Source organism: Mesorhizobium sp. CO1-1-8, from assembly GCF_020164875.1.
In the GTDB taxonomy this organism is placed as follows: Bacteria; Pseudomonadota; Alphaproteobacteria; order Rhizobiales; family Rhizobiaceae; genus Mesorhizobium.
Genome location: NZ_JAIUGZ010000001.1, coordinates 328796 through 354829 on the forward strand (window position 1 = coordinate 328796; position 26034 = coordinate 354829).

Annotated in this window: 30 protein-coding genes and 1 tRNA gene; 8 read left to right on the plus strand and 23 right to left on the minus strand. The window is 62.2% G+C overall.

Going from position 1 to position 26034, the window contains the following annotated elements:
• The first annotated feature begins 89 nt into the window (after positions 1-89).
• The 5 genes from LB558_RS01685 (at position 90) to LB558_RS01705 (ending at position 4886) form a co-directional block, all read left to right on the plus strand.
• Positions 90-1625, plus strand: a complete 1536-nt coding sequence (locus LB558_RS01685; RefSeq protein ID WP_224695876.1) for an undecaprenyl-phosphate glucose phosphotransferase — start codon at positions 90-92, stop codon at positions 1623-1625.
• Positions 1622-2890, plus strand: coding sequence for an O-antigen ligase family protein (locus LB558_RS01690; RefSeq protein ID WP_224695877.1), 1269 nt, complete (start codon positions 1622-1624; stop codon positions 2888-2890). The genes LB558_RS01685 and LB558_RS01690 overlap by 4 nt, the downstream gene beginning before the upstream one ends.
• Before the next feature lie 56 nt (positions 2891-2946).
• Positions 2947-3023, plus strand: a tRNA-Pro gene (locus LB558_RS01695).
• Between the two features lie 184 nt (positions 3024-3207).
• A complete protein-coding gene (locus LB558_RS01700; RefSeq protein ID WP_224695878.1) occupies positions 3208-4251 on the plus strand; it encodes an ImmA/IrrE family metallo-endopeptidase in 1044 nt (347 codons plus the stop codon).
• A gap of 14 nt (positions 4252-4265) precedes the next feature.
• Positions 4266-4886 carry a hypothetical protein gene (locus tag LB558_RS01705; protein ID WP_224695879.1) on the plus strand — a complete coding sequence of 207 codons (621 nt, stop codon included), beginning with the start codon at positions 4266-4268 and terminating at the stop codon, positions 4884-4886.
• Between the two features lie 78 nt (positions 4887-4964).
• Here the strand turns inward: LB558_RS01705 and LB558_RS01710 are convergent, their stop codons facing one another.
• Both LB558_RS01710 and LB558_RS01715 read right to left on the minus strand, forming a co-directional pair.
• Positions 4965-5426: a YbaK/EbsC family protein gene (locus LB558_RS01710; protein WP_224695880.1), complete on the minus strand. Its 462-nt coding sequence runs from the start codon at positions 5424-5426 to the stop codon at positions 4965-4967.
• Positions 5427-5610: 184 nt separating this feature from the next.
• A complete protein-coding gene (locus LB558_RS01715; protein ID WP_224695882.1) occupies positions 5611-5895 on the minus strand; it encodes a helix-turn-helix domain-containing protein in 285 nt (94 codons plus the stop codon).
• A 283-nt stretch (positions 5896-6178) separates the two neighbouring features.
• On the opposite strand from LB558_RS01715, the gene LB558_RS01720 reads away from it, so the two are divergent.
• Positions 6179-6793 (plus strand): hypothetical protein, encoded by a 615-nt coding sequence (locus LB558_RS01720; protein WP_224695884.1) that lies wholly within the window; start codon positions 6179-6181, stop codon positions 6791-6793.
• Positions 6794-7432: 639 nt separating this feature from the next.
• Here the strand turns inward: LB558_RS01720 and LB558_RS01725 are convergent.
• The 7 genes from LB558_RS01725 to LB558_RS01755 form a co-directional block, all read right to left on the minus strand.
• On the minus strand, positions 7433-7735 hold the full coding sequence (locus tag LB558_RS01725; protein WP_224695886.1) for a hypothetical protein: 303 nt from the start codon (positions 7733-7735) through the stop codon (positions 7433-7435).
• Between the two features lie 92 nt (positions 7736-7827).
• Entirely contained in the window at positions 7828-8367 is a 540-nt protein-coding gene (locus tag LB558_RS01730) for a MerR family transcriptional regulator (RefSeq protein ID WP_023810244.1), read from the minus strand.
• A gap of 125 nt (positions 8368-8492) precedes the next feature.
• Complete coding sequence (locus tag LB558_RS01735; protein WP_013532231.1) at positions 8493-8816, minus strand: integration host factor subunit alpha; 324 nt, start codon at positions 8814-8816, stop codon at positions 8493-8495.
• Between the two features lie 103 nt (positions 8817-8919).
• A complete protein-coding gene (locus LB558_RS01740; RefSeq protein WP_127258179.1) occupies positions 8920-9891 on the minus strand; it encodes a beta-ketoacyl-ACP synthase III in 972 nt (323 codons plus the stop codon).
• Positions 9892-9900: 9 nt separating this feature from the next.
• Complete coding sequence (gene plsX, locus LB558_RS01745; RefSeq protein ID WP_224695888.1) at positions 9901-10971, minus strand: phosphate acyltransferase PlsX; 1071 nt, start codon at positions 10969-10971, stop codon at positions 9901-9903.
• 113 nt (positions 10972-11084) lie between these two features.
• Positions 11085-11633 (minus strand): YceD family protein, encoded by a 549-nt coding sequence (locus LB558_RS01750; RefSeq protein ID WP_224695889.1) that lies wholly within the window; start codon positions 11631-11633, stop codon positions 11085-11087.
• The gene (locus LB558_RS01755) at positions 11630-12178 is read right to left on the minus strand and encodes a ubiquinol-cytochrome C chaperone family protein (RefSeq protein WP_224696215.1); all 549 of its coding nucleotides are present in this window, start codon (positions 12176-12178) and stop codon (positions 11630-11632) included. Before LB558_RS01755 ends, LB558_RS01750 begins: the two co-directional genes overlap by 4 nt.
• Positions 12179-12292: 114 nt before the next feature.
• On the opposite strand from LB558_RS01755, the gene LB558_RS01760 reads away from it, so the two are divergent.
• A complete protein-coding gene (locus tag LB558_RS01760; RefSeq protein WP_224695891.1) occupies positions 12293-12805 on the plus strand; it encodes an outer membrane protein assembly factor BamE in 513 nt (170 codons plus the stop codon).
• Positions 12806-13076: 271 nt separating this feature from the next.
• Here LB558_RS01760 and LB558_RS01765 read toward each other — a convergent pair whose 3' ends face one another.
• From LB558_RS01765 to LB558_RS01785, 5 genes are all read right to left on the minus strand, one after another.
• Positions 13077-15218: a sodium-translocating pyrophosphatase gene (locus LB558_RS01765; protein WP_224695892.1), complete on the minus strand. Its 2142-nt coding sequence runs from the start codon at positions 15216-15218 to the stop codon at positions 13077-13079.
• 239 nt (positions 15219-15457) lie between these two features.
• Positions 15458-16207: an ABC transporter permease gene (locus LB558_RS01770; protein ID WP_224695894.1), complete on the minus strand. Its 750-nt coding sequence runs from the start codon at positions 16205-16207 to the stop codon at positions 15458-15460.
• Complete coding sequence (locus LB558_RS01775; protein WP_224695895.1) at positions 16204-17142, minus strand: ABC transporter ATP-binding protein; 939 nt, start codon at positions 17140-17142, stop codon at positions 16204-16206. The genes LB558_RS01770 and LB558_RS01775 overlap by 4 nt, the downstream gene beginning before the upstream one ends.
• A complete protein-coding gene (locus LB558_RS01780) occupies positions 17139-18302 on the minus strand; it encodes an ABC transporter permease (RefSeq protein ID WP_224695897.1) in 1164 nt (387 codons plus the stop codon). Before LB558_RS01780 ends, LB558_RS01775 begins: the two co-directional genes overlap by 4 nt.
• Before the next feature lie 55 nt (positions 18303-18357).
• Positions 18358-19269, minus strand: a complete 912-nt coding sequence (locus LB558_RS01785; protein WP_127322450.1) for an ABC transporter substrate-binding protein — start codon at positions 19267-19269, stop codon at positions 18358-18360.
• A gap of 218 nt (positions 19270-19487) precedes the next feature.
• Between LB558_RS01785 and LB558_RS01790 the strand changes: the two genes are divergently transcribed.
• Complete coding sequence (locus LB558_RS01790) at positions 19488-20060, plus strand: NADPH-dependent FMN reductase (protein ID WP_224696216.1); 573 nt, start codon at positions 19488-19490, stop codon at positions 20058-20060.
• Positions 20061-20074: 14 nt separating this feature from the next.
• Here the strand turns inward: LB558_RS01790 and LB558_RS01795 are convergent, their stop codons facing one another.
• The 9 genes from LB558_RS01795 to LB558_RS01835 all read right to left on the minus strand — a co-directional run bounded on the left by LB558_RS01795 (position 20075) and on the right by LB558_RS01835 (position 26011).
• Entirely contained in the window at positions 20075-21286 is a 1212-nt protein-coding gene (locus tag LB558_RS01795) for an MFS transporter (RefSeq protein ID WP_224695899.1), read from the minus strand.
• The gene (nusB, locus tag LB558_RS01800; protein WP_013532244.1) at positions 21283-21783 is read right to left on the minus strand and encodes a transcription antitermination factor NusB; all 501 of its coding nucleotides are present in this window, start codon (positions 21781-21783) and stop codon (positions 21283-21285) included. Before nusB ends, LB558_RS01795 begins: the two co-directional genes overlap by 4 nt.
• Positions 21780-22274: a 6,7-dimethyl-8-ribityllumazine synthase gene (ribH, locus tag LB558_RS01805; RefSeq protein WP_224695901.1), complete on the minus strand. Its 495-nt coding sequence runs from the start codon at positions 22272-22274 to the stop codon at positions 21780-21782. Before ribH ends, nusB begins: the two co-directional genes overlap by 4 nt.
• Positions 22275-22355: 81 nt before the next feature.
• Positions 22356-22631: a type II toxin-antitoxin system RelE/ParE family toxin gene (locus tag LB558_RS01810; protein WP_224696217.1), complete on the minus strand. Its 276-nt coding sequence runs from the start codon at positions 22629-22631 to the stop codon at positions 22356-22358.
• Positions 22631-22891 (minus strand): CopG family ribbon-helix-helix protein, encoded by a 261-nt coding sequence (locus tag LB558_RS01815; RefSeq protein ID WP_013532247.1) that lies wholly within the window; start codon positions 22889-22891, stop codon positions 22631-22633. The genes LB558_RS01810 and LB558_RS01815 overlap by 1 nt, the downstream gene beginning before the upstream one ends.
• 84 nt (positions 22892-22975) lie before the next feature.
• Entirely contained in the window at positions 22976-23593 is a 618-nt protein-coding gene (locus LB558_RS01820) for a riboflavin synthase (RefSeq protein ID WP_224695902.1), read from the minus strand.
• A 12-nt stretch (positions 23594-23605) separates the two neighbouring features.
• On the minus strand, positions 23606-24721 hold the full coding sequence (gene ribD / locus LB558_RS01825) for a bifunctional diaminohydroxyphosphoribosylaminopyrimidine deaminase/5-amino-6-(5-phosphoribosylamino)uracil reductase RibD (RefSeq protein ID WP_224695904.1): 1116 nt from the start codon (positions 24719-24721) through the stop codon (positions 23606-23608).
• Positions 24722-24723: 2 nt separating this feature from the next.
• The gene (nrdR, locus tag LB558_RS01830) at positions 24724-25203 is read right to left on the minus strand and encodes a transcriptional regulator NrdR (protein WP_023810227.1); all 480 of its coding nucleotides are present in this window, start codon (positions 25201-25203) and stop codon (positions 24724-24726) included.
• 157 nt (positions 25204-25360) lie between these two features.
• Positions 25361-26011, minus strand: coding sequence for a hypothetical protein (locus LB558_RS01835; RefSeq protein WP_224695906.1), 651 nt, complete (start codon positions 26009-26011; stop codon positions 25361-25363).
• Positions 26012-26034 lie beyond the last annotated feature (23 nt).

Genomic DNA, 26034 nt, shown 5'->3' on the forward strand with positions numbered 1-26034 from the left:
GGACCAAGCCGTTCCAAAGCCATACGTTGTTTCAAGGGTTTCTTAGCTCTCTTTTGCTATGACCGTGGGGAAGCTTGCGGAAAGCCCTCATGAACGAGATCGACCCCGCGCGCCGCTTTTCAGCAGAGGCGGTGCGTAAATTCGACGGCCCGGCCGATGGCGACACGCCAAGCCGCATGAACGATGTCGCCCGGCAGGTCGCCTCGCAGTACAGGCGCGATACAATGTCGCCGATCATGGTCAGCGGTGTCCTGCGCATGGTCGAATTCGGCTTGCTGTTCCTGTCCGGGCTCGCCGTCTATTTCCACTATGTCGGGTTCTTCAACTATCTCGCCTGGCAATATCCGGTGACGATCGCAGCGGGCTCGTTCCTTGCCGTGGTGCTGCTCGACGTCACCGACTGCTACCAGATCGTCGCCCTGATGCGGCCCATCGCCAATTTCGGCCGCGTGCTGCTCGTCTGGGCCGGCACTTTCGCCCTGATGGCGCTGACGGCATTCGTCATGAAGATGTCGCAGGACTATTCGCGCCTTTTGTTCGGCAGCTGGTTCGTCGTCGGCTTCGTTCTCATCTTCGGCCTCAGGCTGGTGATGTCGAAGCTGATCCGGGCCTGGGCGCGCGATGGCCGCATGGAGCGGCGCGCCGTTATCGTCGGCGGCGGCAAGGCGGCGGAAATCCTGATCCGCTCGGTCGAAAAGCAGCCCTACAACGATATCCGCATCTGCGGCATCTTCGACGATCGCGGCGACAAGCGCTCGCCGCCCATCGTCGCCGGCTACCCCAAGCTCGGCACCATTTCGGAGCTGATCGAATTCGCCCGCATCGCCCGTATCGACATGCTGATCGTATCGCTGCCGCTGACCGCCGAATCGCGTGTTCTGCAGCTGCTGAAGAAGCTGTGGGTGCTGCCGGTCGACATCCGGCTGTCGGCGCATTCCAACGCGCTGCAATTTCGCCCGCGCGCCTATTCCTATATCGGCGCGGTGCCGATGCTCGACATCTTCGACAAGCCGATCAACGACTGGGATTCGGTCGCCAAGCGCGCCTTCGACATCGTCTTCAGCCTGATCGGCATCGTCGTGTTCTCGCCGGTGATGCTGGCGACCGCCATCGCCATCAAGCTCGATAGCAAGGGGCCGGTGCTGTTCCATCAGAAGCGGCACGGTTTCAACAACGAGATCATCGAGGTCTACAAGTTCCGTTCGATGTATACGGACAAGGCCGATCCGACCGCCAAGCAGACGGTGACCAAGAACGACCCGCGCGTCACCCGTGTCGGCCGCTTCATCCGCAAGACCTCGATCGACGAGCTGCCGCAGTTCTTCAACTCGCTCCTGGGGTCGCTGTCGCTGGTCGGCCCGCGTCCGCACGCCATCGCCGCGCAGTCGCACAACCTGCTCTACAACGAGGTCGTCGACGGCTACTTCGCCCGCCACAAGGTCAAGCCCGGCGTCACCGGCTGGGCGCAGATCAATGGCTGGCGCGGCGAGATGGACACCAACGAGAAGATCCGCATGCGCACGGAGTATGATCTTTACTACATCGAGAACTGGTCGCTGCTGTTCGATTTGCGGATCCTGTTCCTGACCCCGCTCCGGCTCTTGAACACGGAAAACGCCTATTGAGCGCGATCAGCCATGATCTGCCGCGCGCGGCGGTCAACGCCAAGCTGATCGCGCTGATTTCCTCGGGCGCGGTCTTCCTCGGCATTCTGCTGTCCGGCTTTGTCATCAGCGAGCCGGCGCCCTATGAGCTTTATATGGCCGGGCTGATCGCCATCTGGGCGCTTTTCGGCTTGCGGATTTCCCGCGCGGCCACCCCACTCCTGGTGCTGCTGGTGACGATGAACATCGGCGGCATGATCTCCATGACGCAGATGGCGGATCTCGCCAACACGCCGCTCTATCTCGCCGTGTCGCTGTTTCTTGCCTTCAGCGCGGTGTTCTTCGCATCGATCACCGCCGTGCAGCCGAGCCTCTACCGATTGATCTTCATTGCCTATGTGGTTTCTGCCGTAGCCACCTCGCTGCTTGGCATTGCAGGCTACTTCCATGCCTTTCCGGGTGCGGAGATGTTCACCAAATACGACCGTGCCGCCGGCGCCTTCCAGGACCCGAACGTGTTCGGCCCGTTCCTGGTGCTGCCCGGCATCTATCTGCTTTATCTGCTTTTGACCGGACCGGTGACGCGCATGCCGCTGCTGGCGGTGCCGCTGCTGATCATCACCGCCGGCATCTTCTTCTCGTTCTCGCGCGGCGCCTGGGGCATGTTCGCCGTCTCGGCCGTCCTGCTCACCGGCTGCCTGTTCCTGCAGAGCGCCAGCGGCATGTTCCGGCTGCGCGTGGTGGTGATGACGATTGCAGCACTGGCGCTGCTGGTCGTCGCCATGATCGTCATCCTGCAGCTGCCCGGCGTGTCGGAAATGTTCTCCGACCGTGCCCATCTCGAACAGAGCTACGACACCGCCCGCCTCGGCCGCTTCGCCCGCTACGGCATCGGCTTCCAGATGGCGATGGAGCATCCGTTCGGCATCGGTCCGCTGGTCTTCGGCACGATCTTCGGCGAAGACACCCACGACATCTGGCTGAAGATGCTGATGGACTATGGCTGGCTCGGCTTCGTGTCGTTCCTCGCGCTCGTCTTGTGGACGATGGCAGCCGGCTTCCGCATCCTGCTGCGCGACCGGCCGTGGCAGCCGTATCTGTTGTGCGCCTATGTCGCCTTCATCGGCAATATCGGGCTCGGCACCTTCATCGACATCGATCACTGGCGCCACGTCTATCTGCTGCTCGGCCTGATCTGGGGCGCCATCGCGCTGGAATACAGCCATCAGCGGCTGTTGCGGCCTGCCTTGCAGGGCTCGCCGGCACCGGCAATCGCAGCGGGATAAAAGTCGCGGAATTCGGTTGACCCGCACGGGGTTATCACGATACATCGCGACCGGTCCGGAGTGTAGCGCAGCCCGGTAGCGCACTTGACTGGGGGTCAAGGGGTCGTCGGTTCGAATCCGGCCACTCCGACCAAAAAGACTTATCCCCCGTAAGTCCGACGTAGTTTTTTAAAAATCTATCTTTCGGGTAGGGTAACCGTCGTTTGGCTGTGTAATCAAAATCTGAGGCGGCGCCAAATGTCATACGGACAAGGGAAACGCCCTTTCATACATGGCAGTCTAGCGTTTCGACCTTCCCCGAATCTCGGGCAAAGCGTATGTTTCCGTATAGGGCAACCGATCTCATCGAAAAACAAGCTTCGAAGATGCGAGCTGATCGAGCATTCAAGGACAGCGTCAAGTCGGCAGGATTGAAGTGGTCCGCAGTCGAAAAGGTATTGCCTGATTGGGCAGGACAAGCCTTCGACTCGGCGTCAGGGGTCTTGGAGCTTAAGGGCTTTCTCGTTCGACATTTGGGCCTGCACCTTGAGTCTGATGGATCCCTCACTGCAGCCGTTCTGCCCACTGCTTTGTTCAAAACCACTGCAGGGACAGATATCGAAACTGTATCGGCGGCGCGACGCATAGCTACGTCATGCGCGAAGATCGTGGCTCAGGCCACGAAACCCAAGTGGAGTGGATTTAATTCAGACCCTTCGAGCATAAGGTCTTCGATAATTGAAAAATCCAAGCATGGCTGGGTCGATTTCGAGTCGCTCCTTGCCAAATGCTGGGAAGTCGGAATTCCAGTCATCTACCTGCCGGATCTACCGGTCGAAGGCAGAAAGATGCAGGGTATGGTCACAAATGTTGTGGGTCGACCAGTCATAGTTCTTTCGAAGAAAGACCAAGCAGATTGGCTTCTTTTCATTTTGGCGCATGAACTGGGGCATATTGCCAGGGGCCATCTGCCTCAAACCGAGGGCGGCGCCATTGTCGATGCAGAGGTTACTGCGGATAGTTCGTCGGACTCCCAAGAGGACGAGGCAAATAGTTTTGCTCTAGCCGTCCTTACCCCATTCAAAGGCATTCGCATTGCCTCGACAGTGCCAAAGGCTCCAGAGCTTGCAGAGGCGGCGATAAAATTTGGGAAGGCGAAAGGGATAAGTCCTGGCCACGTTATTCTCAACGCAGTACGAAATACAACTATTAACGGACATAAACTATTCGCACTTGGCCGCGCGGCGCAGAAACTTCTTCCAGTTGAATTGTCGAGTCGACCCGTGGATGAACTTTGCAAGGAGTCAATTGCAGAGAATATTGACGTCGACCGTTTAACCTATGATAGCGCTGAGTATCTTGAAAATCTCGGGGTTCTTTAGAAAGATGGCCTGTCTTGTTGGGGCTGTTTGACCGCGACGTTTTCTTGAAACTTGGTTGCTGCGAGCTGTGGCACCCCGCTTGCGAAGCTTTGAAGATCACTAAGCCATACAGGCTTGCTTCTACGAATAGTCAGGTTTCCAATAGAAAGATCATCGCGCGGTGGCAACTCGCCGAGGGAGTTGATGCGACACTCAATCGCGTAATGGAGCTTGTTGCTGAAGTCGACGTACTCGCTGCCGATCTCATTGAAAACATCACCGGCGACGGATCCTTCAAACGGCTTGAGGCGCTCGACGATATTGATAGCGGGGAGCAGCTGCTCGCGGCGGTCGTTCTCCGGAATCCGATCGGACGGTTCTTGATTTCGGGAGACAAGCGATTCATTAACGCGCTCCGCCAATCCTTACCGGACGATTGGAAACGCATTGGGTCGTCGGTGATTTCGTTTGAGCAATGTCTGCTTGCTATTGAACGCGAGTTTGGACCCGATTTAATAATCGAACGCACCACACCACGGCGGATGTGCGACAAGACTTTGAATTTGGCGCTCGGCGCAACGTTCGATCGCCTCCAGTTCATCGAGGCGCTTCAGTCTTACGATCCTTGCAAGTCTACAACGTCGTCCGGTGCGTGAGACGGCCTGTCTAGCAGCGTGCGCGTGTCATTGAGCACCGGTCAAAGGATCGCCTGACGTCGTGTTTGAGCCTCGACCCTACCCCTGGCACACATCCACCCACACAGCGCCGGTAATCTCCACCATGCGCTGCGGCGCGATCCGCACGGCCGCGTTGGTGGCGCCGGCGGCGGGGACGACTTCGTCGAATTCGCGCAGCGACACATCGCAGTAGACCGGCAGCGGCGCCGGCAGGCCGAACGGGCAGACACCGCCCACCGGGTGGCTCGTCGCTTCGACAACCTCCGTGGCATCGAGCATGCGCGGCTTGCCGCCGAACTGGTCCTTGAACTTGCGGTTGTCCAGCCTGGCGATGCCGCTGGTCACCACCAGCATGGTGCGGTCGCCGACGCGCAGGCAGATCGTCTTGGCGATCTGCGCCGGCAGCACGCCATGCGCCTCAGCCGCCAATGCCACGGTAGCCGAGCTCGCCTCGGTCACGATGACATCGATGTCGGGTGCGTGGGTGGCAAAGAAGGCACGAACGGAGTCCAGGCTCATATCGAAAAACCCATGGTTCAAAACTTGATGGACGGCAGATTACGGTTCAGCAGCCGAGGCCGCAGCACGCATAAGCACGTGCGATAGACAGATCGGCAAGCGCCAGGCTGAAGCAGACGCTGCGGCAGGTATAAGAAACCCGCCAAGGGGCCTTGGCGGGTTCTCTGGAATGCCTGGTGCTGATTTATGCCAGGGATCGACCTTGCGCCGCCGGCGTCGGCACAGCCGGGGTGATCAGAGCCTCCTGGGGAAGTCGAAGCGCGGACACAATACGACGCAGCTTCGACGGGTCGGTCACTCTGCCGCTTTCGATATCCTCAATTTCGTCCACCGCCAGGCCGCATGTCAGGGAGAGCTCTTCCACGCTGTAACCGCGGGTCTCCCGCATCGCTCTGAGGGTGTTGTAATCTGGCCCGCTCCCGTTGGTTGCCGGTTCGGAGAGGGGTTCGCTTTTCGCATTATGGGGCATTGGCAACTCCATGACTGAAAGAGTTTGATCAAATGAGGAGTGTTGCCTGAGACGGTCGGGAAGATGCCCTCTCGCCGGCGATTTGCCAAGAGCCAAAAGGGTCGTCACGGGATCGTGAACCAGGTGCCTGGCGCGGCCCTCTCGCGCACACGTCGCGATCAAGTTGTTTTGAAGGCCTGATCGGCCTTTTGCCGGCAGTTTCGCCGCGCCCGTTCGTTATCTCGGGGTTGCTGGCGTGAAACCATCCGGTTCCAGCCGGCTCGTTCCCGGAAGGATTTTTGCAATGAACTTGAAGACAGTCATGGTCGTGCTCGGCACGATTTCCAGCCTTTCCCTCGCCGGCGCGGGCGCCGCCCAAGCTGCGGACGCGCTGCGTGTGCGCGGCGCGGTGGTCAGTTTTGAGCCCACGCTGCTCACCGTGAAAACCCGTCAGGGCGATACCGACGCGATCAAGCTCAAGGCTGGCTGGAAGATCTCGGGCGTCGCCAACGCCTCGGCAAAGGACATCAAGAAGGGCGATTTCCTCGGCATTGCCTCTGTTTCGAAAGCGGATGGCGGCAGCGGCGCCCTGGAGGTGGTGGTCTTTCCGGCCGCGCTGAAAGGCACCGGCGAGGGTGACCGCCCCTGGGACCTGCAGCCAAACAGCCGGATGACCAACGGCACCGTCGCCGACGTTACCGATATAAGCGGGCGATCCGTCACGCTGACCTATGACAATGGCCAGACCAAGAAGATCTCGATCCCCGACACCACGCCTGTCGTGACCTTCGCACCGGCGACACCGACCGACCTCAAGCCGGGTGCGACTGTCTTCGTTACCGCAGAGCGGGGCAGTGACGGGGCGCTGAGCGCCAGCCGCGTCGTGGTCGGAAACAACGGCGTCGTGCCGCCGATGTAGTCGAACAGGCGGCCAATGGCCGCCTCTCGATTCGCCGTGCATGGTGGCGGGAGGCTGGATTGGTCAGAAACAGTCCAGAAACAAAATTCTACAATCGGGAAATACTGACGAAAAAATTCAGGCGCGTAATTCCATTCGCGGCGGCCGGGCTATCGCCCCGATCCATATGCGCCCGCGAAACAAAAGGAAACGATCCATGAAGAAGTCCCTCCTCTCGGCCCTCGGGCTTGCAGTTGCATTGGCTTTCACGGTGCCTGTCATTGGCGCGACGAGTGCGGATGCGGCCCCGATGGCCAAGCATCATCGTCACCACCATCATCATCGCCACCATGTCCGCCACCACCATCATCACCGCCACCACCACCATGTGATGGGAAACAAGGCCTAAGCACCGCAGGCTGCCACCGAGAAGACCGGCCTTGGCTTCCTGTCAAGGCCGGCTACTCCGCCCCTCGAGGCTCGATCGCGGACCGGATCGATAATTCACGCAAATCCAGCGCCGCGACGCCTCTATGCCGACGCGCTCCTCGCAAGATGCCGGAGCGACAACAGACATAGCCGACCACAATGAAAATAGCGGATCGCCCTGATGCGAGCCGTCACTTCTGCTCTTATCCCTGGGATTTGGGTTTTTGGAATTCAGCGCCGGCTGAACAGCAGACTGGCGACAAGACCGAGCACCACAAGGCCCATCGCGGCGGCAGCCGCCGGATGGTCGCGGGCGGACCTCTCGATCACCCTGCCCTGTTTGCGGATTGCCGGCATGGCATCGCGCAGGCGGCCGGCAAGATCGGAATAAGTGTCGAAGGCGGCATCGCGACCGTCCTCGTAGTAGGCGCCGCCTCGCTTCGCCACAGCCCTCTTCAAGCTGGCCAATTCCTTGCTGAGAGCCGCGACCTGCCTGTCGAGATCAATGTCGGAGAGGGTCGAAAATGATGCCATGATGTGTTTCCTTCACTTGCAGAAGGAAACGTAACGCCTCACCGGAAGACGGGTTCCGGTTTTCGAACTGCCGATGTCGCGTCGGGCTGCGGTCAGCGCACCTGGTCAAGCAGGCGCTTGCATTCCAGGAGGTCGAACAGCGCCTCCTGCAGCAAGGCCCTGTTGTCGCGCGAGAGTTTCGATGCATCCGGCTGCACCGGACCGTCCTCGTCGCTCTTGCCCAGGCCGAAAAAACGACGGCTGGGCTTCACCCGCGGCTGGCCGACCAGTTCGTCGTCCATGCCACGCGGCTGGGCCGCCGGTGTCAGCGGCACCTGGTCAGCCTGCCTTCGCTGCGAGATCGCCTCGACGGCGGCCATGTCGCCATTGCCGATGGCCACCAGGAAATGGTTGCCGTTCTCGCGCAACAGCTTTTGCACGCCCTTGATGGTGTAGCCCTGGTCGTAGAGCATGTGTCGGATGCCCTTGATCAGTTCGACATCCTGCGGCCGGTAGTAACGACGGCCGCCGCCGCGCTTCATCGGCTTGATCTGGTTGAAACGCGTTTCCCAGAAGCGCAGCACATGCTGCGGCAAATCGAGATCTTCGGCGACCTCGCTGATGGTACGAAAGGCGTCGGGGCTCTTGTCCATGGGCGAATCCTCACGCTGGACGATGATCCGGCCTACCTGCCGAATCGGGGCTTATTTCAGCGGTTTATGAAGCAATATTCAAGCCCGGCGTCATGGTGGCGGCGGTTTTCAACCGCGCAATAGGACTACTTGCCGCTTTTGGCCTTGCCGCTCTGATGGGAGCGCAGGATACGGCTCTTCAGCACGTTCGACGACTTGAAGGTCATCACCCGACGCGGCAGGATCGGAACTTCCTCGCCCGTCTTGGGATTGCGGCCGATGCGTTCGTTCTTGGAGCGGACGTGGAATGTCGCGAAGGACGACAGCTTCACCGTTTCGCCGCGCACGATGGCTTCGCAGATTTCATCCAGCACCGCTTCGACGAGCTCGGCCGATTCAGTGCGCGACAGGCCGACCTTCCGGTAAACTGCCTCGGCAAGGTCGGCGCGCGTAAGTGTCTTTCCCCCCATGCGACCGTCCCATCAGCTCAAAACATAAAATTCGGCACAACAACGGCAGAGCCTAAGTAATTGATCCGTCAAGGTCAAGGACCGAAACCGGACCGTTCGGCACTTACCAGCGAACCAGGACAGCGCCCCAGGTGAAGCCGCCACCCATCGCTTCCAGGAGGACGAGATCGCCCTTCTTGATGCGGCCGTCGGCAACGGCCACCGACAGCGCCAACGGCACGGAAGCAGCCGAGGTGTTACCGTGCAAATCGACCGTAACCACGACCTTTTGCTCAGCTATCCCGAGCTTCTTGGCGGAAGCGTCAATAATTCGTTTATTGGCCTGGTGGGGCACGAACCAGTCGAGATCATCTGCTGAGATACCGGCTTGCGCGAACGTCGCCTCGATGACGTCGGTGATCATGCCGACCGCATGCTTGAAGACTTCGCGGCCCTCCATCCGGAGGTGGCCGACCGTACCCGTCGTCGACGGCCCGCCGTCGACGAATAGCTTGTCCTTGTGCGTTCCGTCGGAACGCAGGCTGGCCGCCAGAACGCCATGGTCGGCGATCGTGCCCGTCCCCTCGCCTGCTTCCAGGATCACGGCACCGGCACCGTCGCCGAACAGCACACAAGTCGAGCGGTCGCTCCAGTCGAGGATGCGCGAGAATGTTTCCGAACCGATCACCAGGACACGCTTGGCCAGGCCGCCGCGGATGTAGAGATCGGCGGTGGTCACGGCATAGACGAAGCCCGAACAGACCGCCTGCATATCGAAGGCAAAGCCGTGATGCATGCCGAGCCGGTTCTGGATCTCGACGGCGGTGGCCGGAAATGTGTTGTTGGGCGTCGAGGTCGCCAGCACGATCAGATCGATGTCGGCGGGCGTGAGGCCCGCATTGGCAAGGGCGGCACGTGCCGCCGCTTCCCCCAGCGACGCCGTCGTCTCGTCGTCGCCAGCGATATGGCGCTGGCGAATACCGGTGCGCTGGGCGATCCACTCGTCGGAGGTCTCGACCATGCCTTCGAAATCGGCATTCTTCATGATTCGGCGGGGCAGCGCGGCGCCCGTGCCGCGCACGACTGATCTGATCAAAGTTCTTTCCTATTCCTTTGCGTCGGTAACGACGTCGGATTTCCTGTTTGCCTGGGCATGCGGGTTGCGCGCATGGAACAGGTCGAGGTCGGCCTCGATGCGGTCGAGCAGATTGTTGCGCACCATATCATAGCCGAGTTCGATCGCCGCGGCGAAGCCGTCCGAGTCCGCACCACCATGGCTTTTCACCACGATGCCGTTCAGTCCCAGGAAGACGCCGCCGTTGGAGCGGCCGACATCCATCTTTTCGCGCAGGCGATCGAAGGCGCCCTTGGCGAAGATGTAGCCGATCCTGGCCATCAGCGTCCGGCTCATCGCCGCGCGCAGATAGCCACCGATCTGACGCACCGTGCCTTCCGCCGTCTTCAGCGCGATGTTGCCGGCAAAGCCTTCGGTGACGACGACGTCGACCACGCCCTTGCCGATATCGTCGCCCTCGACGAAACCGTGATAGTTCATCGAGGCCATGTTGGCTTCGCGCAGCATGCGCCCGGCCTCCTTGACCTCTTCCTGGCCCTTGATCTCCTCAACGCCGACATTGAGCAGGCCGACGCTGGGCCGGGTAATGCCGAAGACCGAGCGCGCCATGCCGGTGCCGAGAATGGCAAAGTCGATCAGCTGGTGCGCATCGGCGCCGATGGTGGCGCCGACGTCCAGCACCACGCTCTCGCCGCGCAATGTCGGCCAAAGGGCTGCGATCGCCGGTCGATCGATGGTGGCCATGGTGCGCAGGCAAAATTTCGACATCGCCATCAGCGCGCCGGTATTGCCGGCGGAAATGCAGGCGTCGGCCGTGCCGGCCTTGACCGCTTCGACGGCCTTCCACATCGATGACTTCCAGCGGCCGTGGCGCAGCGCCTGGCTCGGCTTGTCGTCCATCCTGACCGCAATTTCGCAATGGAAGAATTCGCTGATCTCGGCGAGCTTGGGAAATTTGGCAAGCTCCGGGCGCACGACCTCCTCACGCCCGAAGATGACGAAGCGGATGTCGGGACGACGGGTCGCGACCGTCATGAGCGCTGGAATGACCACGGCTGGTCCGTGATCGCCGCCCATGGCATCGATGGAAATCCTGATCACGCGGTATTTATCTCACGGTTAGGCGGCAGGTCGCTTTAGCGACCGCGAAGGTTCGGCGAAAATAACGGTTTTGGGCTGCCGCACAACCGACTTTTCCGTCGCGGGCGAGCTTTTCAGGATTTTCCCAGCAAGGATCGCAGTTTTTGCTGAAATTCATTCTCCGCCGGTTCGTTCTCGCTGCCGGCGTTGAGCGATGCGCCCTGCTTGCGCGGATAGGGGTCGATGGCGAGCCCGAAATACTGTTCGGCGAGTGCCCCGACATCGATCGTGTCACCGGAAAATGTCTCTGGACTGTCAGGGCCTTCCGCGTCGAGCAGGATCTCGCCGCCACCATCGAAACCCTGCCGTCCAAGCTTGGAATCCTCGGGCAGCAACAGCGCTTCGACCGGTTCGCCGATATGCGCCTCGACAGGCTCGAGCGTGACGATGCAGGCCTGGGTGATGTCGGCTTCGACGCGACCGCTTATCTTCACGCCATTGCGCTTCCACGATGCGACCAGAAGCTCGGCGCGGTAGGATTCGACGGAAATCAGCCCGTGCTCCTCGGCCAGTGCCGCACGCTGTGCGGCATCGGCCTCGATAACCAGCGGCAGGCCCTTCTGCGGCAGGCGCGTAACATTGGCGCGGAAGGAGACCGGGCTATGCGGGTCAACATGCTTCATTGTTCAACCTCCTTGGCGGCGGGAAAGGTCAGCGTGCCGGAGACAATCGATTCGGATGTCTGCGCGGCCAGATGATTGCGCGCGTCGGTAACATAGTTGGCCAGCAGCGATGCTTCCGGCCAGGCGCCCGCGTCGGGCCGGACATTGCGGGCAAGAGCCGCGGTCAGCCCTTCACGGTCGTTTCTTTCCAGGGCATCGTCATAGGCAGCGGTTCGGCCATAAAACATCTTTGCCAGCTTTTTCATGCGTTTGGGCACGCCAACGTCGCCAATGCCCAATTCCCGCAACGAATGGTCAACGTCGAGGAAGAACTCGTCGATCAGCACCTGGGCCACCTCTTGCGCCGCACCGCTCTCATCGCGCAACCTGTGCTGGAACAGGAACATATGCAGCGACAGCATCTCGAAACGGCCAAGCGGCGTATCTGGCACATTCCAGTGGGAATAAAACACAGTCTGCCGCGCCGCCGCCACGATTTGTGCGTAAAGCGCCTCGGTGATAGCGCGGTTGGCGTAGCGTTCGCGGCCAAAAAAGCGCTGGAACATTGGGGATGGTCTCCTGGGGACCGTTTGTTGAAGTGGGCTTGTTGCATCGGCAAGCAAGCTGGTTTACCGGTTTCGCGGCCCAGCGCAAGTTGCGGCCAGCTAATGGAGTTGTTGTTGCGCGCGCTGAATTTCAAGTCGACCTTCTCGTCCAGGCCCGCCGGCGCGATCTCGCTGCTGGTGATCGTTTCGGCACTGTCCGCCTGCCACACCTCCAAGATGATCGGCGACCTCAGCCCGAGTGAGACGCTGACGCAAGGTTACGTCATAGACCAGCAGGCAATCGACCTGGTGCCGGTCGGTTCGAGCCGCGAGCAGGTGCTTCTGGCGCTCGGCACGCCGTCGACGACCGCGACCTTCGACAACGAGGCCTTCTATTACATTTCGCAGACGCGCAAGCGCTACGTCGCCTTCGACAAGCCGCGGCTCATTGACCAGCATGTGCTGGCGGTCTATTTCGGCGCCGATGGCCGCGTCACCCAGATCGCCAATTACGGGATGAAGGACGGCAAGATGTTCGACTTCATCTCGCGCACCACACCGACCGGCGGCAAGGACCAGAACTTCCTCAGCCAGATCATCAACGGTGCCAGCAAGCTGGCACCCAGCGTTCCAGGCGGCGGCGTCTAATTCCTTCGGCTTCCATTCCGGAAGCCTCATCATCTCAGGCGACCAAAAACCCGCGGGAGCGATCCTGCGGGTTTTTGTTGTGGCCACGCTTCGGGCAAGGTCCCGGTATGTCTGAGGTGCTTAAGCCGTCGAAACCCAAGCCGGGTAGATGAGATGCCGACGCATTAACCCCATAAAAGGCGGAGATCGGCTTGTTGACACGTCGGCATGACACTGCTCAACAAAAACCCGCGGGATCGCTCCCGCGGGCTTTTTCGGGCTGAAGCCTCGATCAGCCGTGCGCGAGCACGGCCAGCAGCAAGAGCGCGACGATATTGGTGATCTTGATCGCCGGGTTGACGGCCGGGCCAGCCGTGTCCTTGTAGGGATCGCCGACCGTGTCGCCGGTCACCGAAGCCTTGTGCGCCTCGGAACCCTTGAGATGCTTGACGCCGTCCTTGTCGACAAAGCCGTCTTCGAAGGACTTCTTGGCGTTGTCCCAGGCACCGCCGCCGGAGGTCATCGAGATGGCGACGAACAAGCCATTGACGATGACGCCGAGCAGCGAGGCACCAAGGGCGGCAAAGGCGGACGCCTTCGAGCCAGAGATGAGCAGCACGCCGAAATAGACGACGAGCGGCGCCAGAACCGGCAGCAGCGACGGGATGATCATTTCCCTGATTGCCGCCTTGGTCAGAAGGTCGACCGCGCGGGCATAATTCGGCTTGGAGGTACCGGCCATGATGCCCGGATCCTCGCGGAACTGCTTGCGCACTTCCTCGACGATGGCACCCGCCGCACGGCCGACAGCCGTCATGGCGATGCCGCCGAACAGGTACGGGATCAGGCCGCCGAAGATCAGGCCGGCGACGACGTAGGGGTTGGAGAGATCGAAGGAGATCTCTCCCATGCCCTGGAAGTAGGGATATTTGTCGCCATTGGCGGCAAAGAACTTCAGGTCGTTCGAGTAGGCGGCAAACAGCACCAGTGCGCCGAGACCGGCGGAGCCGATCGCGTAGCCCTTGGTCACCGCCTTGGTGGTGTTGCCGACCGCGTCGAGCGCGTCGGTGGACTGGCGCACTTCCTTGGGCAGGCCAGCCATTTCGGCAATGCCGCCGGCATTGTCGGTGACCGGGCCGAAGGCGTCGAGCGCAACGATCATGCCGGCAAGGCCGAGCATCGTCGTGACCGCGATCGCCGTACCGAAGAGGCCGGCGAGCTGATAGGTCGAGATGATGCCGCCGACGATGACGATCGCCGGCAGCGCCGTCGATTCCAGCGAGACCGCAAGGCCCTGGATGACGTTGGTGCCGTGACCGGTGACCGACGCCTGGGCGATGGAGTTGACCGGGCGCTTGTTGGTGCCGGTGTAGTATTCGGTGATGACGACGATGAGACCGGTCACCACGAGGCCGACGAGGCCGCAGATGAACAGGTTCTTGCCGGTAATGACGATGCCGGCGACCGTGCCGATCTCGCCCCAGCCGAGGGTGACCTGGGTGGCAACGCCGAGGCCGACAATGGACAAGAGGCCGGTGACGATCAGGCCCTTGTAGAGTGCGCCCATGATTGAGCCGTTGGAACCGAGCTTGACGAAGAAGGTGCCGACGATGGAGGTCAGGATGCAGGCGCCGCAGATAGCGAGCGGATAAAGCATGGCCGCACCCAGAACGGCGGTACCGCCAAAGAAGATGGCAGCCAGAACCATGGTGGCGACGACGGTCACCGCATAGGTTTCGAACAGGTCGGCGGCCATGCCGGCGCAGTCGCCGACATTGTCGCCGACATTGTCGGCGATGGTGGCCGGGTTGCGCGGATCATCTTCGGGAATACCGGCTTCGACCTTGCCGACGAGATCGCCGCCGACGTCGGCGCCCTTGGTGAAGATGCCGCCGCCGAGACGGGCGAAGATCGAGATCAGCGATGCGCCGAAGCCGAGCGAGACCAGCGAGTCGATGACGATACGGTCATTGGGCTGGAGGCCCATGAAGTGGGTCAGGATGAGGTAGTAGATCGACACGCCGAGCAGGGCCAGGCCAGCAACCAGCATGCCGGTGATGGCGCCCGATTTGAAAGCGATGTCGAGGCCGGCAGCGAGGCTGTTCGATGCGGCCTGCGCCGTGCGAACGTTGGCGCGAACGGAGACATGCATGCCGATGAAGCCGGCAGCGCCCGAAAGCACCGCTCCGATCAGGAAGCCGATCGCGGCGGTGATGGACAGCAACCACCAAGCGAGTACGAGGACGACGACGCCAACGATGGCGATGGTGGTGTACTGACGCGCCAGATAGGCTTGTGCGCCCTCGCGGATAGCCGCGGAGATTTCCTGCATGCGTGCATTGCCCTGATCGGCCGCAAGGACCGAACGTGTCGCCCAGATGGCGTAAAGGATTGAAAGCAGGCCGCAGGCGATGACGGCGGAAATAATTGTCATTGCCGGATTTTCCTCGATTGATGGCCCAAAAGAACCCCTCCCTGGGCCGTTGAGACAAAGACTGGACTCCGTGCACGGAATCCGCCTCTTCGCATCGGTGTATGCGAAACAGGGCTGCGAACGTCAAGATATTGTTCGGTTTTTGCCCGGCTTTCGCCCAAATGGTTCGGGCCAAGCGACGACCGCCGTCGGCACGCCCCTATTAGATCGATTGAAATTGGCCCTGACGCGGGACGCGGCTACTCCGCCTCCCGGCCCATACGGCGCGCCGTGTAGCGCTCGACCGCCGACAGACCGTCATAGATCAGCACGGCAAGGGCTGCCACGATCAGGCCGCCCTGCAAGATGAAGGCGAGATTGTTGGACAACAGTCCGGCGATGATCACTTCGCCGAGCGTCTTGGCCGCCACAGTCGAACCGATAGTGGCGGTGGCAAGGCTGATCACCACCGACAGCCTGATGCCACCCAGAATGATCGGGGCGCTGAGCGGCAGCTCGACCTTGGTGAGCCTTTGCCAACCGGTCATGCCGGCGCCGCGCGCCGCCTCGACGACATTGGCAGGCAGCGTCGTCAGGCCGGTCAGTGCATTTTCGAAGATCGGCAACAGGCCGTAGAGAAACAGCGCGATCAGCGTCGGCTTCTCGCCGAAGCCGACGGCCGGCACGGCAAGTGCCAGCACCGCCACCGGCGGAAAGGTCTGGCCGATGTTGACCAGGCTGCGCGACAGCGGCAGGAATTCGGCGCCGGCGGGCCTGGTGACCAGGATGGCAAGCGCCACCGCAACGATGGTTGCCGCCACGGTGGCGATCAGAACCGTGCGCAAATGCAGCAATGTCAGCGTCAGCAGGCTGCCTTGGTTGTAGATCACCGGCGCATTGTTTTCGGTCAGCGGCTTCAGCAGCGGCTCGAACCAGCCGGGATTGGTGACGAAGGCCACGAGCAGCACCACCAAAGCCAGCCTGAGCAGCGATGGAAGCCAGGCCTTCATGCCGGCCTCGCCGCGCGTTTCACCAGGCCGTCGACCGTGACGCGGCCAATCGGCTTGCCGTCGGCGCCTGTGACCGGCAGCGCCGGCCGACCCGACCACAACAATTCGGCCAGCGCGTCGCGCTGGCTGGCATCGCCGGGGATTGCCTCGCCTTCGGCGGAGCCTTTCTCCACGGCATCGCGGACCCGGCCTAGCGACAGCAACCGGAACGGCCTCTCGCTGGCGCCAACCAGGGTCTCGACGAAGGCGCTTGCCGGCTTTGCCAGGATCTCGGCCGGCTTGGCGTATTGCACCAGCTTGCCGGCATCCATGACCGCGATCTTGTCGCCCATATGCACGGCCTCTTCCATGTCGTGCGTGACGAGGATGATGGTGGTGCCGAAGCGCTTCTGGATCGCCAGCAGATCTTCCTGCGCCTTGGTGCGGATGATCGGGTCGAGGGCGCCGAACGGTTCGTCCATCAACAGCACGTTGGGCTCGGCGGCGAGTGCGCGGGCAACGCCGACGCGCTGCTGCTGGCCGCCGGACAGTTCGTGCGGATAGCGCGGCCCGAAGGCTTCGGGGTCAAGCTGATAGAGCGTCATCAATTCGTCGACCCGGGCCTTGATACGGTCCTTGTCCCAACCAAGCAGCACCGGCACGGTGGCAATGTTCTGTGCCACCGTGCGATGTGGAAACAGGCCGTGGCCCTGGATGGCGTAGCCGATGCTGCGGCGCAGCTCGTAGCCGGGCAGCGAGCGGTTGTCGGCGCCATCGAGCTTGATGATGCCCGAGGTCGGCTCGACCAGCCGGTTGATCATGCGCAGCAGCGTCGTCTTGCCGGAACCGGACGTGCCGACAATGACGGCGATGGTGCGCGGCTCGATGACCATCGAAACGTCATCGACCACGGTCGTCGCGTCATAGCGCTTGGTAATGCCTTCGATCTCGATCATGCCGTTTCAACCCTGCGCCTGGTGGCGGTCATTTCGATCACCGCATCGAGGATGATGGCGGCGGCAAAGGCGAGTGCGACCGTTGGCACCGCGCCGAGCAGCACAAGGTCCATCGCCGTCTGGCCCACACCCTGGAAGACAAAAACGCCGAAACCGCCGCCGCCGATCAGCGCGGCAATGGTGGCGAGGCCAATGTTCTGCACCAGAACGATGCGGATGCCGGTGAGGATGACAGGAAAAGCCAGCGGAAACTCGACGCCGAACAGGCGCTGCCTGTCGGTCATGCCCATGCCGCGTGCCGCGTCGTTGGCCGCGCGCGGCACGCCGGCGAGACCGACCACGGTGTTGGCCACCACCGGCAGCAGCGAATAGAGGAACAGCGCGACGAAGGCGGGTGCGGTGCCGATGCCACGAATGCCGAGCGCGGCAGCCCCTGGCACATGCGTGGCCACCCAGCCGAGCGGCGCGATCAGCAGGCCGAACAGCGCGATCGAGGGAATGGTCTGGATGATGTTGAGCACGTTGAGAACCCCGGCCCGCAGATTGTCGACGCGATGGCACAGGATACCGAGCGGCAGGCCGACGATCACCGCGGCCGCCAGCGAACCGAGCGCCAGCGTCACATGCTTGGAGCCCTCCACCCAGAAACTGTCGGCGCGGTTGAAATATTCCTTCAGGATCGACAGATTGTCCCAGGTTCCCGAAATCAACAGCAGCCCGATCGCCAAAGCTGAAGCCACAAGCACGCCAACCCGTGCCAATGGCGACAGGTTCAGGCGTGTCAGCACATCGGCGAGCAAAAGCGTGAAGGCAAAGATCAGAATCCAAAAGCCCGAGGCTGGCGAAATCCGGGCAAAGGTGTTGCCCGCCGGCGTGAGAAATGTTCCGGCGACGCCGATCAGCAGCGCGAGCGCGGCAAGCGCCGCCACGCTGGCGGCAAGGCGCAGTACAAGCGGTGTTTTGAACAGAGCAATGAGTGCGGCAACGACAATGATAGCGAGCAGCAGCGTCCCGGTGGTTGCCGGCAGCGCCTCGAGAATCGAGCGCGCCTGGCCGGGGACAATGCGGTTGGCGCGGAATGTGGCAAAGGGCGCGGCAAAAGCCACGTAAGCTGATATCGCGGCAATGACCACGCCCAGCTTGTCGAATCGGATGTTCACGCCCTCCCCCGTCAGTCGACCCGGCGCGCCACGAAAGCGGCGCGCCGGAATCGTCCTACTTCAGGAAGCCGTTCTTTTTCAGGAAGTCTTCGGCGACGCCCTTGACCGGCTCGCCGCCGACCTGCACGCGACCGTTCAGCTCCTGCAGCGTGACAAGGTCGAGCTTGGCGAAGACCGGCTTCAGCAGCGTCTCGATCTCGGGATGTTCCTTCAGCACCGCTTCGCGGATGATCGGCGCCGGCTGGTAGACCGGCTGCACGCCCTTGTCGTCGTCGAGCACGACGAGCCCGGACGGTGCGATGCCGCCATCGGTGCCGTAGACCATGGCTGCATTGGCGCCATTGGTCTGGTTGGCGGCTGCGGCGATGGTTGCCGCGGTGTCGCCGCCCGAGAGGGTGATCAGCTGCTCAGGCTTCAGCGTGAAGCCATAAGTGGTCTGGAAGGCCGGCAGGGCGGCAGCCGAGTTGACGAATTCGGCGGAAGCCGCCAGCACCACCTGACCACCGCCGGCGACATATTTGCCGAAGTCGGTGAGCGTGGCGAGCTTGTTGGTCTCGGCAACCTCCTTGCGCAGCGCGATCGCCCAGGTGTTGTTGGCGGGCGACGGCGACAGCCAGACGATCTTGTTGGCGTCATAGTCGAGCTTCTTGGCCGTCTCATAGGCCTTGGCGGCATCTTTCCAGACCGGATCGTCGGCCTTCTCGAAGAAGAAGGCGGCGTTGCCGGTGTATTCGGGATAGATGTCGATCTCGCCGGCGGTAATGGCCTTGCGCACCACCGGCGTGCCGCCGAGCTGGATACGGTCAGATGTCTTGATGTTGTTGGCGTTGAGGACGAGCTGGATGATGTTGCCGAGCACGCCACCCTCGGTGTCGATCTTCGAAGAGACAACCACCTGGGCATTGGCGGAAGCCACCGTGATGCCGAGCGCCAATGCCGCGCCGGCCAGAAACTTGACTGAAAACATTGTGAAAACCCCTTGCTGTGAACCGAAATGCGGTGGGCGCATATGAGCATGGCTTCAACGGCCAGTCGGGGCATACGGTTTCATAAGAAGGGGGATCAGCGCAATATTTTTGTTCCAGACGCGCCGATTTCGGCGCGGCGGCAACGGCGGGCTGGCGATCAGCCGCCATCGGGTGAATAATGCGGCGAGGGATGGGCGGCAAACAGGGAGAGCGTGTCATGGCCATACACAAAGTCGGTTATCTCATCGGCAGCCTTGCCCGGGAATCCATCAACCGCAAGCTCGCGAAGGCGCTCGTTCAACTTGCCCCTCCCGAGCTCGAAATGACGGAAATCGGGTTCAAGGATCTGCCGCTCTACAGTTACGACTATGATGCCAATTTCCCACCGGCCGCCCAGGCCTTCAAAAAGGAGATCGCCTCCGTCCAGGCCGTGCTGTTCGTCACCCCGGAGTATAACCGCTCGATACCCGGCGGACTGAAGAACGCAATCGACTGGGCCAGTCGCCCCTACGGCAAGAATTCGTTCGCGCGCAAACCGTCCGCCGTCATCGGAACATCGCCGGGCGCCATCGCGACCGCCGTCGCCCAACAAAGCCTGCGCAGCGTTCTGAGTTTCTGCAACTCGCCGCAGATGAATGCGCCCGAAGCCTATATCCAGTTCACGCCGGGGCTGATCACGGATGAGGGCGAGGTGACGGTTGAATCCACCGAAGACTTCCTGCGCAATTATATGGCTGAGTTCCATATGTTCATAGCGCGGGTGCTTCAGGTCCTGCCGCCGGACGCATAACTTTCAAATTGGCGTCAAGCCGGCCGCAAGCTTGTGATCTTCAGCGCGCCGAGTGCCACGAAGCAAAGTGCGGCGACCGGAAAGATCATCCAGTTGAGCATCGTCCAGCCCCAGGCGTTGTAGACCATGCCCGACATCAGCGACGCGCAGGCGACGGATCCGAACAGGACGAAGTCGTGGAAGCCCTGCACCTTGCCCTTTTCGGACGGGTGGTAGCTGGCCGCCACCATGGCGGTGGCGCCAATGAAGCCGAAGTTCCAGCCAAGGCCTAGCAGGATCAGCGACGTCCAGAACTGCCACAGCGCCAGGCCCGACAGAGCGACAATGGCGCAGCCGATGAGCAGGATCAGGCCGGTGGCCACAATGCGTTCGGCGCCGAAGCGATGGATCAGCGAGCCGGTGAAGAAGCTTGGCGCGAACATCGCCATGACGTGCCAGGAGATGCCGAGCGTCGCGTCGTTCTCCGACAGGCCGCAACCGACCATGGCCAGCGGTGCGCCCGTCATGACGAAGCTCATCAGCGCATAGCTGCCGACCGCGCAGAAAAGCGCGGCGACGAAACGCGGCTGCGTGACGATTTCAGCCAGTGGCCTGGCGTCGCTGTCGACGATCTCCACTCTGCCGGATGCTTTCGCCGGCAGCCGCAGGAACGACAGGATGATGGCGCCGACGGCAGCCAGCGGCAGGATGGAGACGAAGGAACCGGCAAACATGACCGGCGCCAACATTTCGCGGGTGAAGATGACAATCTGCGGCCCGAGGATGGCGGTGACGATACCACCGGCCAGCACGAAGGAGATGGCGCGCGCCTTGAATTCCGGCGGTGCGTTGTCGGCGGCGGCGAAGCGGAACTGCTGGACGAAGGCGCCGCCGACACCGATCGTGAGCAAGCCGAAGGCAAACAGCCAAAAGCTGCCTTGAAAAAGCGCAAGCGTGGCGACGAGGCCGCCAAGCGCCGTGACGACGGTTCCGGTCATGAAGCCGCCGCGCTGGCCCATTCTGCGGATGATGGCCGCTGCAGGCAGCGCGCCGAGCGCCACGCCGATGTTGAAGCCGGTGATCGGCGCTGTCGCCAATGATTTGTCGGGACCAAGCAGATATTGCCCGGCCAGCGCCCCCACGGAAATGGCGATGGGAGCGGCCGAGCCGATGATCGCCTGCGAGGCGGCGAGGATCAAAGCGGTGCGGCGCGCCTCCTGACCGGCCTCGAGGGCGATGGCCGTCATGATGCGTCCTTGCCGCGCCCCTCGCCACGCACCCGGCGAGACACGCGGTCGAGCACGGCATTGACCAGCTTCGGCTCGTCCTCCTCGTAGAAGGCCTTGGCAATGTCGACATATTCGGAGACGATGACCGCGACGGGGACATCCTCGCGCTTCATCAACTCGTAGACGCCGGCACGCAGAATGGCGCGCAGCGTCGAATCGAGCCGCGACAGCGGCCAGTCCTCGGTCAGCGCCTGGCGGATGATCGGATCGATGGTCTTCTGGTTCTCGACGACACCCGCCAGGATAGCACGAAACCATTGCGCATCGGCCTCGCGATAGAGCGCGCCGTCGACTTCCTTGCCGAGACGAAAGGCCTCGTATTCGGCGGTGATCTCGAAGACGCCACTACCGGCGACATCCATCTGATAGAGCGCCTGCACGGCGGCAAGACGGGCAGCGCCGCGCTTGTTGGCGTGGCGCATTGCGGGCTGGCCGGGCGAAGCGGGTTCGCTCACGATCGCGCTCCCAGTTGTTCCTTGAGGGCAATCATGGTCAGCGCCGCACGCGCGGCAAAGCCGCCCTTGTCGCCTTCCGAGCGCTTGGCGCGAGTCCAGGCCTGGGCGTCATTCTCGGTGGTGAGGATGCCGTTGCCGATGCAGACCGAGTCCTGCACGCTCAAATCCATGAGCGCGCGGCTGGATTCATTGGCGACGATGTCGAAATGATAGGTGTCGCCGCGGACGACGGTGCCGAGCGCGACAAAGCCGTCATAATGTGTGCCGCCTTCAGTCGCGCCGTCCAGCGCGAAGGTGATCACCGCGGGGATCTCGAGCGAACCTGGAACGGTGATGACGTCGTAAGTCGCGCCCGCTTCATCGAGCGCGCTTGTCGCGCCGTCGAGCAGCGCGTCGGCAAGGTCGTCGTGAAAGCGCGCTTCGACAATGAGCAGATGCGCCTTCGCCTTCGGACGCATGAAGGCTTTGCCGTGTTGGGATGTACCAGCCATAAAAGTCTCCGGGGAGTTGCCGGTGACTTAGGCCGAAGCCGGTTTGATCGCAAGCGGAAGATTGCGGGATGGACGCTCGCGCTATCGATCCTCTCGCGTATGCCACAGGCGCAACACGGAAATTGTCGTGTTCTGTATTTCATAACGAATTTCGTAGCTGCCTACCAAAATGCGGCGCACTTCTCGTGGCTCGAATTCTTCTAGTTTCTCACCGATGCGCGGATACTCGACTAGCCGCACCGGTGCGGTAGTAAGCGACTGCACTGCACGTGCAGCCGCCGGGCCATTTGCTGGCGCGAGAAAATTATGGAGCCGGACCAAGTCGGACAGAGCCTTGTCGGTCCATTTCAATTCCATCAACGAGGCACCGGCAGTGGCTTGTCGGTACCAAGACTCTCAGCCCACGCCTGCACGGCCTGGTGATCGATGACACGTCCTGCGTCGACATCGGCCATTGCTTCAAGCGTGAGCCGTCGGCGCTCCTCCTCCAAATCCACCCACGCGGATAGAGCTTGTTTGACGATCCAGCCGCGCGGGCGCTCAAGGCGAGCAGCCAACTGATCTACCTTTTCTGCCAGCGGAAGCGGAACGTGAGCGGTGATTACTTTTGTATCCATTGTATCATCTGAGCCTCACATCAAGCTTAATCATAGCGATTAAAACTGATTAAGTCGAGATCGAGACGGAGGCGGCTGACACACTCAAAGCCCCCCTTTCGCGGTCTCCACCAGCCGCGCCGCGTAGCGGGCCATGGTATCGATCTCGAGATTGACGCGGTCGCCGACCTGGCGCTCGCCCCAGGTGGTCACGGTCAGCGAATGGTGGATCAGAAGCACGTCGAAGCGCGTGCCTTCGACCTTGTTGACGGTGAGCGAGGTGCCGTCGAGCGCAACCGACCCCTTGGGCGCGATAAACTTCGCCAGGTCGCGCGGCGCCTCCAGCGTGAAGCGCACCGCGTCGCCCTCGTCCTTGCGCTGGACGATTTCTGCCATGCCGTCGACATGGCCCGAAACGATGTGGCCGCCGAGTTCGTCGCCGACCTTCAGCGCCCGTTCCAGATTGATCCGCGTGCCCGACTTCCAGACCATCGCCGTCGTCAGCCTGAGCGCCTCTTCCCATGCTTCAACCTCGAACCAGCGCGCGTTCGAGCCGCTGTCGGGCAAGGCGGTGACTGTCAGGCAGACGCCGCCGCACGAGATCGAGGCCCCGATGGCGATGGTCTGCGGGTCATAGGCGGTGTCGATGCGCAAACCCACCCCTTCCCTCAGAGGTTTGACGGAAGCGACAGTGCCGACATCGGTGACAATTCCGGTAAACATCGGTGTTGGCCCCTAAAGGTCTCTTATCCACTCGGCGTAGCTGTCTTCGCCGAAACGCATCTCGCGAAGCTTGCGAAAACCTGCCGGCATATGGTCGGCGTCGATCGGCGATGCAATGCTGTCGTCGCCGATCGATTCCGGCCCGTGGAACAGCACGATGCGGTCGACCAGTTCATCGGCCAGGAAAGCGCTCGCCACCTTGGCGCCGCCCTCGACCAGCACGCTGGCCATGCCGAGCGCGGCCAGGTCCTCGAGCAGTTCCGGCAGCGCGATGCCGCCCTCATGCGTCTCGGTGCCGATGAAGCGGACGCCAGCGCGTTCGAGCGCTGCCCGCCGCAGCGGATCGGCCTCCAGGCAAGCGGCGACATAGAGCGGCACCCGGTCGACGCCCGAAACCAGTTTCGAAGCCTCCGGCAACCGGATCTGGCGGTCGAGCACGATGCGGGCAGGCGAACGGTTCTCCAGCCCCGGCAAACGCACCGTCAGAGCCGGATCATCCTCAAGGGCCGTGCCGATACCAACCAGTATGGCGTCCGCCTCGGCCCGCATCAGATATACTTCGCGGCGTGCTATATCGCCGGTGATCGACACCTGTCCCTCGCCTTCCCGACCGATCTTGCCGTCGCTGGAAAGCGCAAGCTTGAGAATCACTTCCGGGCGTTTTCTCAATGATCGGATCAAATAGCCGGCCATCTGCTCGGAGGCTTGCTCGGCCAGCACCTTCTCGACCACCTCGACACCGGCGGCACGCAGGATTGCGTAGCCCTTGCCGGACACGCGCGAATCGGGATCGCTGGCAGCACCGACGACGCGCGCAACGCCGGCATTGACCAGTGCATTGGCGCAAGGCGGCGTGCGGCCGTGATGGGCGCAAGGCTCCAGCGTGACGTAGGCGGTGGCGCCGCGCGCGAGGTCGCCGGCCTCGGTCAGGGCCTCGGTCTCGGCATGCGGACGGCCGCCGACAGCGGTGACGCCGGTGGCGACGATCATCGGACCGTTGCCGTCATCGCGCACGATCAGCGTGCCGACGGACGGGTTGGTCGCGGTGCGCCCGGCATTTTTTCGCGACAGTCTGAGTGCCGCCGCCATGAAGCGGCGATCAAGGGCGGCCTGTTGGCTTGCAGTCATGCTCAGCTGGCTTCCTCTTCACCCTTGATTTCGTCTCCCTTGAGCTCGCCCAGCAATTCGTGGAAATCCTTGGCCTCGCGAAAATTGCGGTAGACCGAGGCGAAACGGACATAGGCGACATCGTCGAGCGATTTCAGCGCTTCCATGACCAGCCGGCCAACCTCACCGGAGGCCACTTCCGTCTCGCCGGAACTTTCGAGTTGGCGCACGATGCCGGTCACCGCGCGGTCGATGCGCTCGGGGTCGACATTGCGCTTGCGAACGGCGATCTCCACCGAGCGCAGCAGCTTGTCGCGGTCGAACGGCACTTTGCGGCCCGATTTCTTGACCACCACGAGGTCGCGCAACTGCACGCGCTCGAAGGTGGTGAAGCGGCCCCCGCAATCGGGGCAGACGCGCCGCCTGCGGATCGCCGCGCCATCCTCGGCGGGGCGCGAATCCTTCACCTGCGTATCTTCCGACTGGCAATAGGGACAGCGCATGGAGAAGCCTTTGGTTGGCGAATCTGGTGAAGCGAAAGGCTTAGAGGTTTTTGCAGCGATGGCAAAGTGTCGCCAACAGCCCCTCGCCCTTCAGAGATAGCGAGGCGCAAGCAGGATTGCCAGCCTCGCCAGGCAGCCGCACAGCGTACCGATGTCCTCAGGGAGCAACGTCGGCGGTCGGAAACCCGCACGATGCGCCGAGACTGCGATAGGCCTTGGTGAAGCCGTCCATGGATATGCTTCCCACCGGCGCATCGCCGAAGGAAACATCAAGCACCGATGCCCGGCGCATGGCGCGCAGGAGCGCCAGGCTGGTCTTGGCCTGGTTATCCACGGTCCAGCTAAGCCGGCCGTTGACGGCGCCATCGGAATGGAGCTTGGCAGTGACGCGACCCTTGTCGTCGCCGAAGGTGGCGGCAACCGACTTGCCGGCCGGCAAGGCCTTGTTGTCGACGGCGATCGTTATGGACGGGTAGGCATCCGGCGGCAGTGCATCGCCATTCGTGATGATGAGCGTCAGAACGCCGCTCTCGCCGCCAGCGCCGATAAAGGCGGTCGAGGCCGCGCAGGTCTTGCGCAGATCCTCACCGGTGTCGACCTCGTCGACCAGGGTCGACCATCTGCCAAAGGTTTCGAGCTTGGGTGCGGCCTGGGCTGGCGCCGCGGGCTCAGCCTGAGGTGCGGGTTGCGCAGGCGCGGCTTGAGCAGGGGCGGTTTGCGCCAAGGCGATGCCGGGGAAAGGCACGGCGATCAAAGCAGCCAGAGCGCCAACGGCGCCAAGGTCGGCGAAACGAAATGGTCGCATCATCAAGGCTCCTGCCGGTCGCCCCG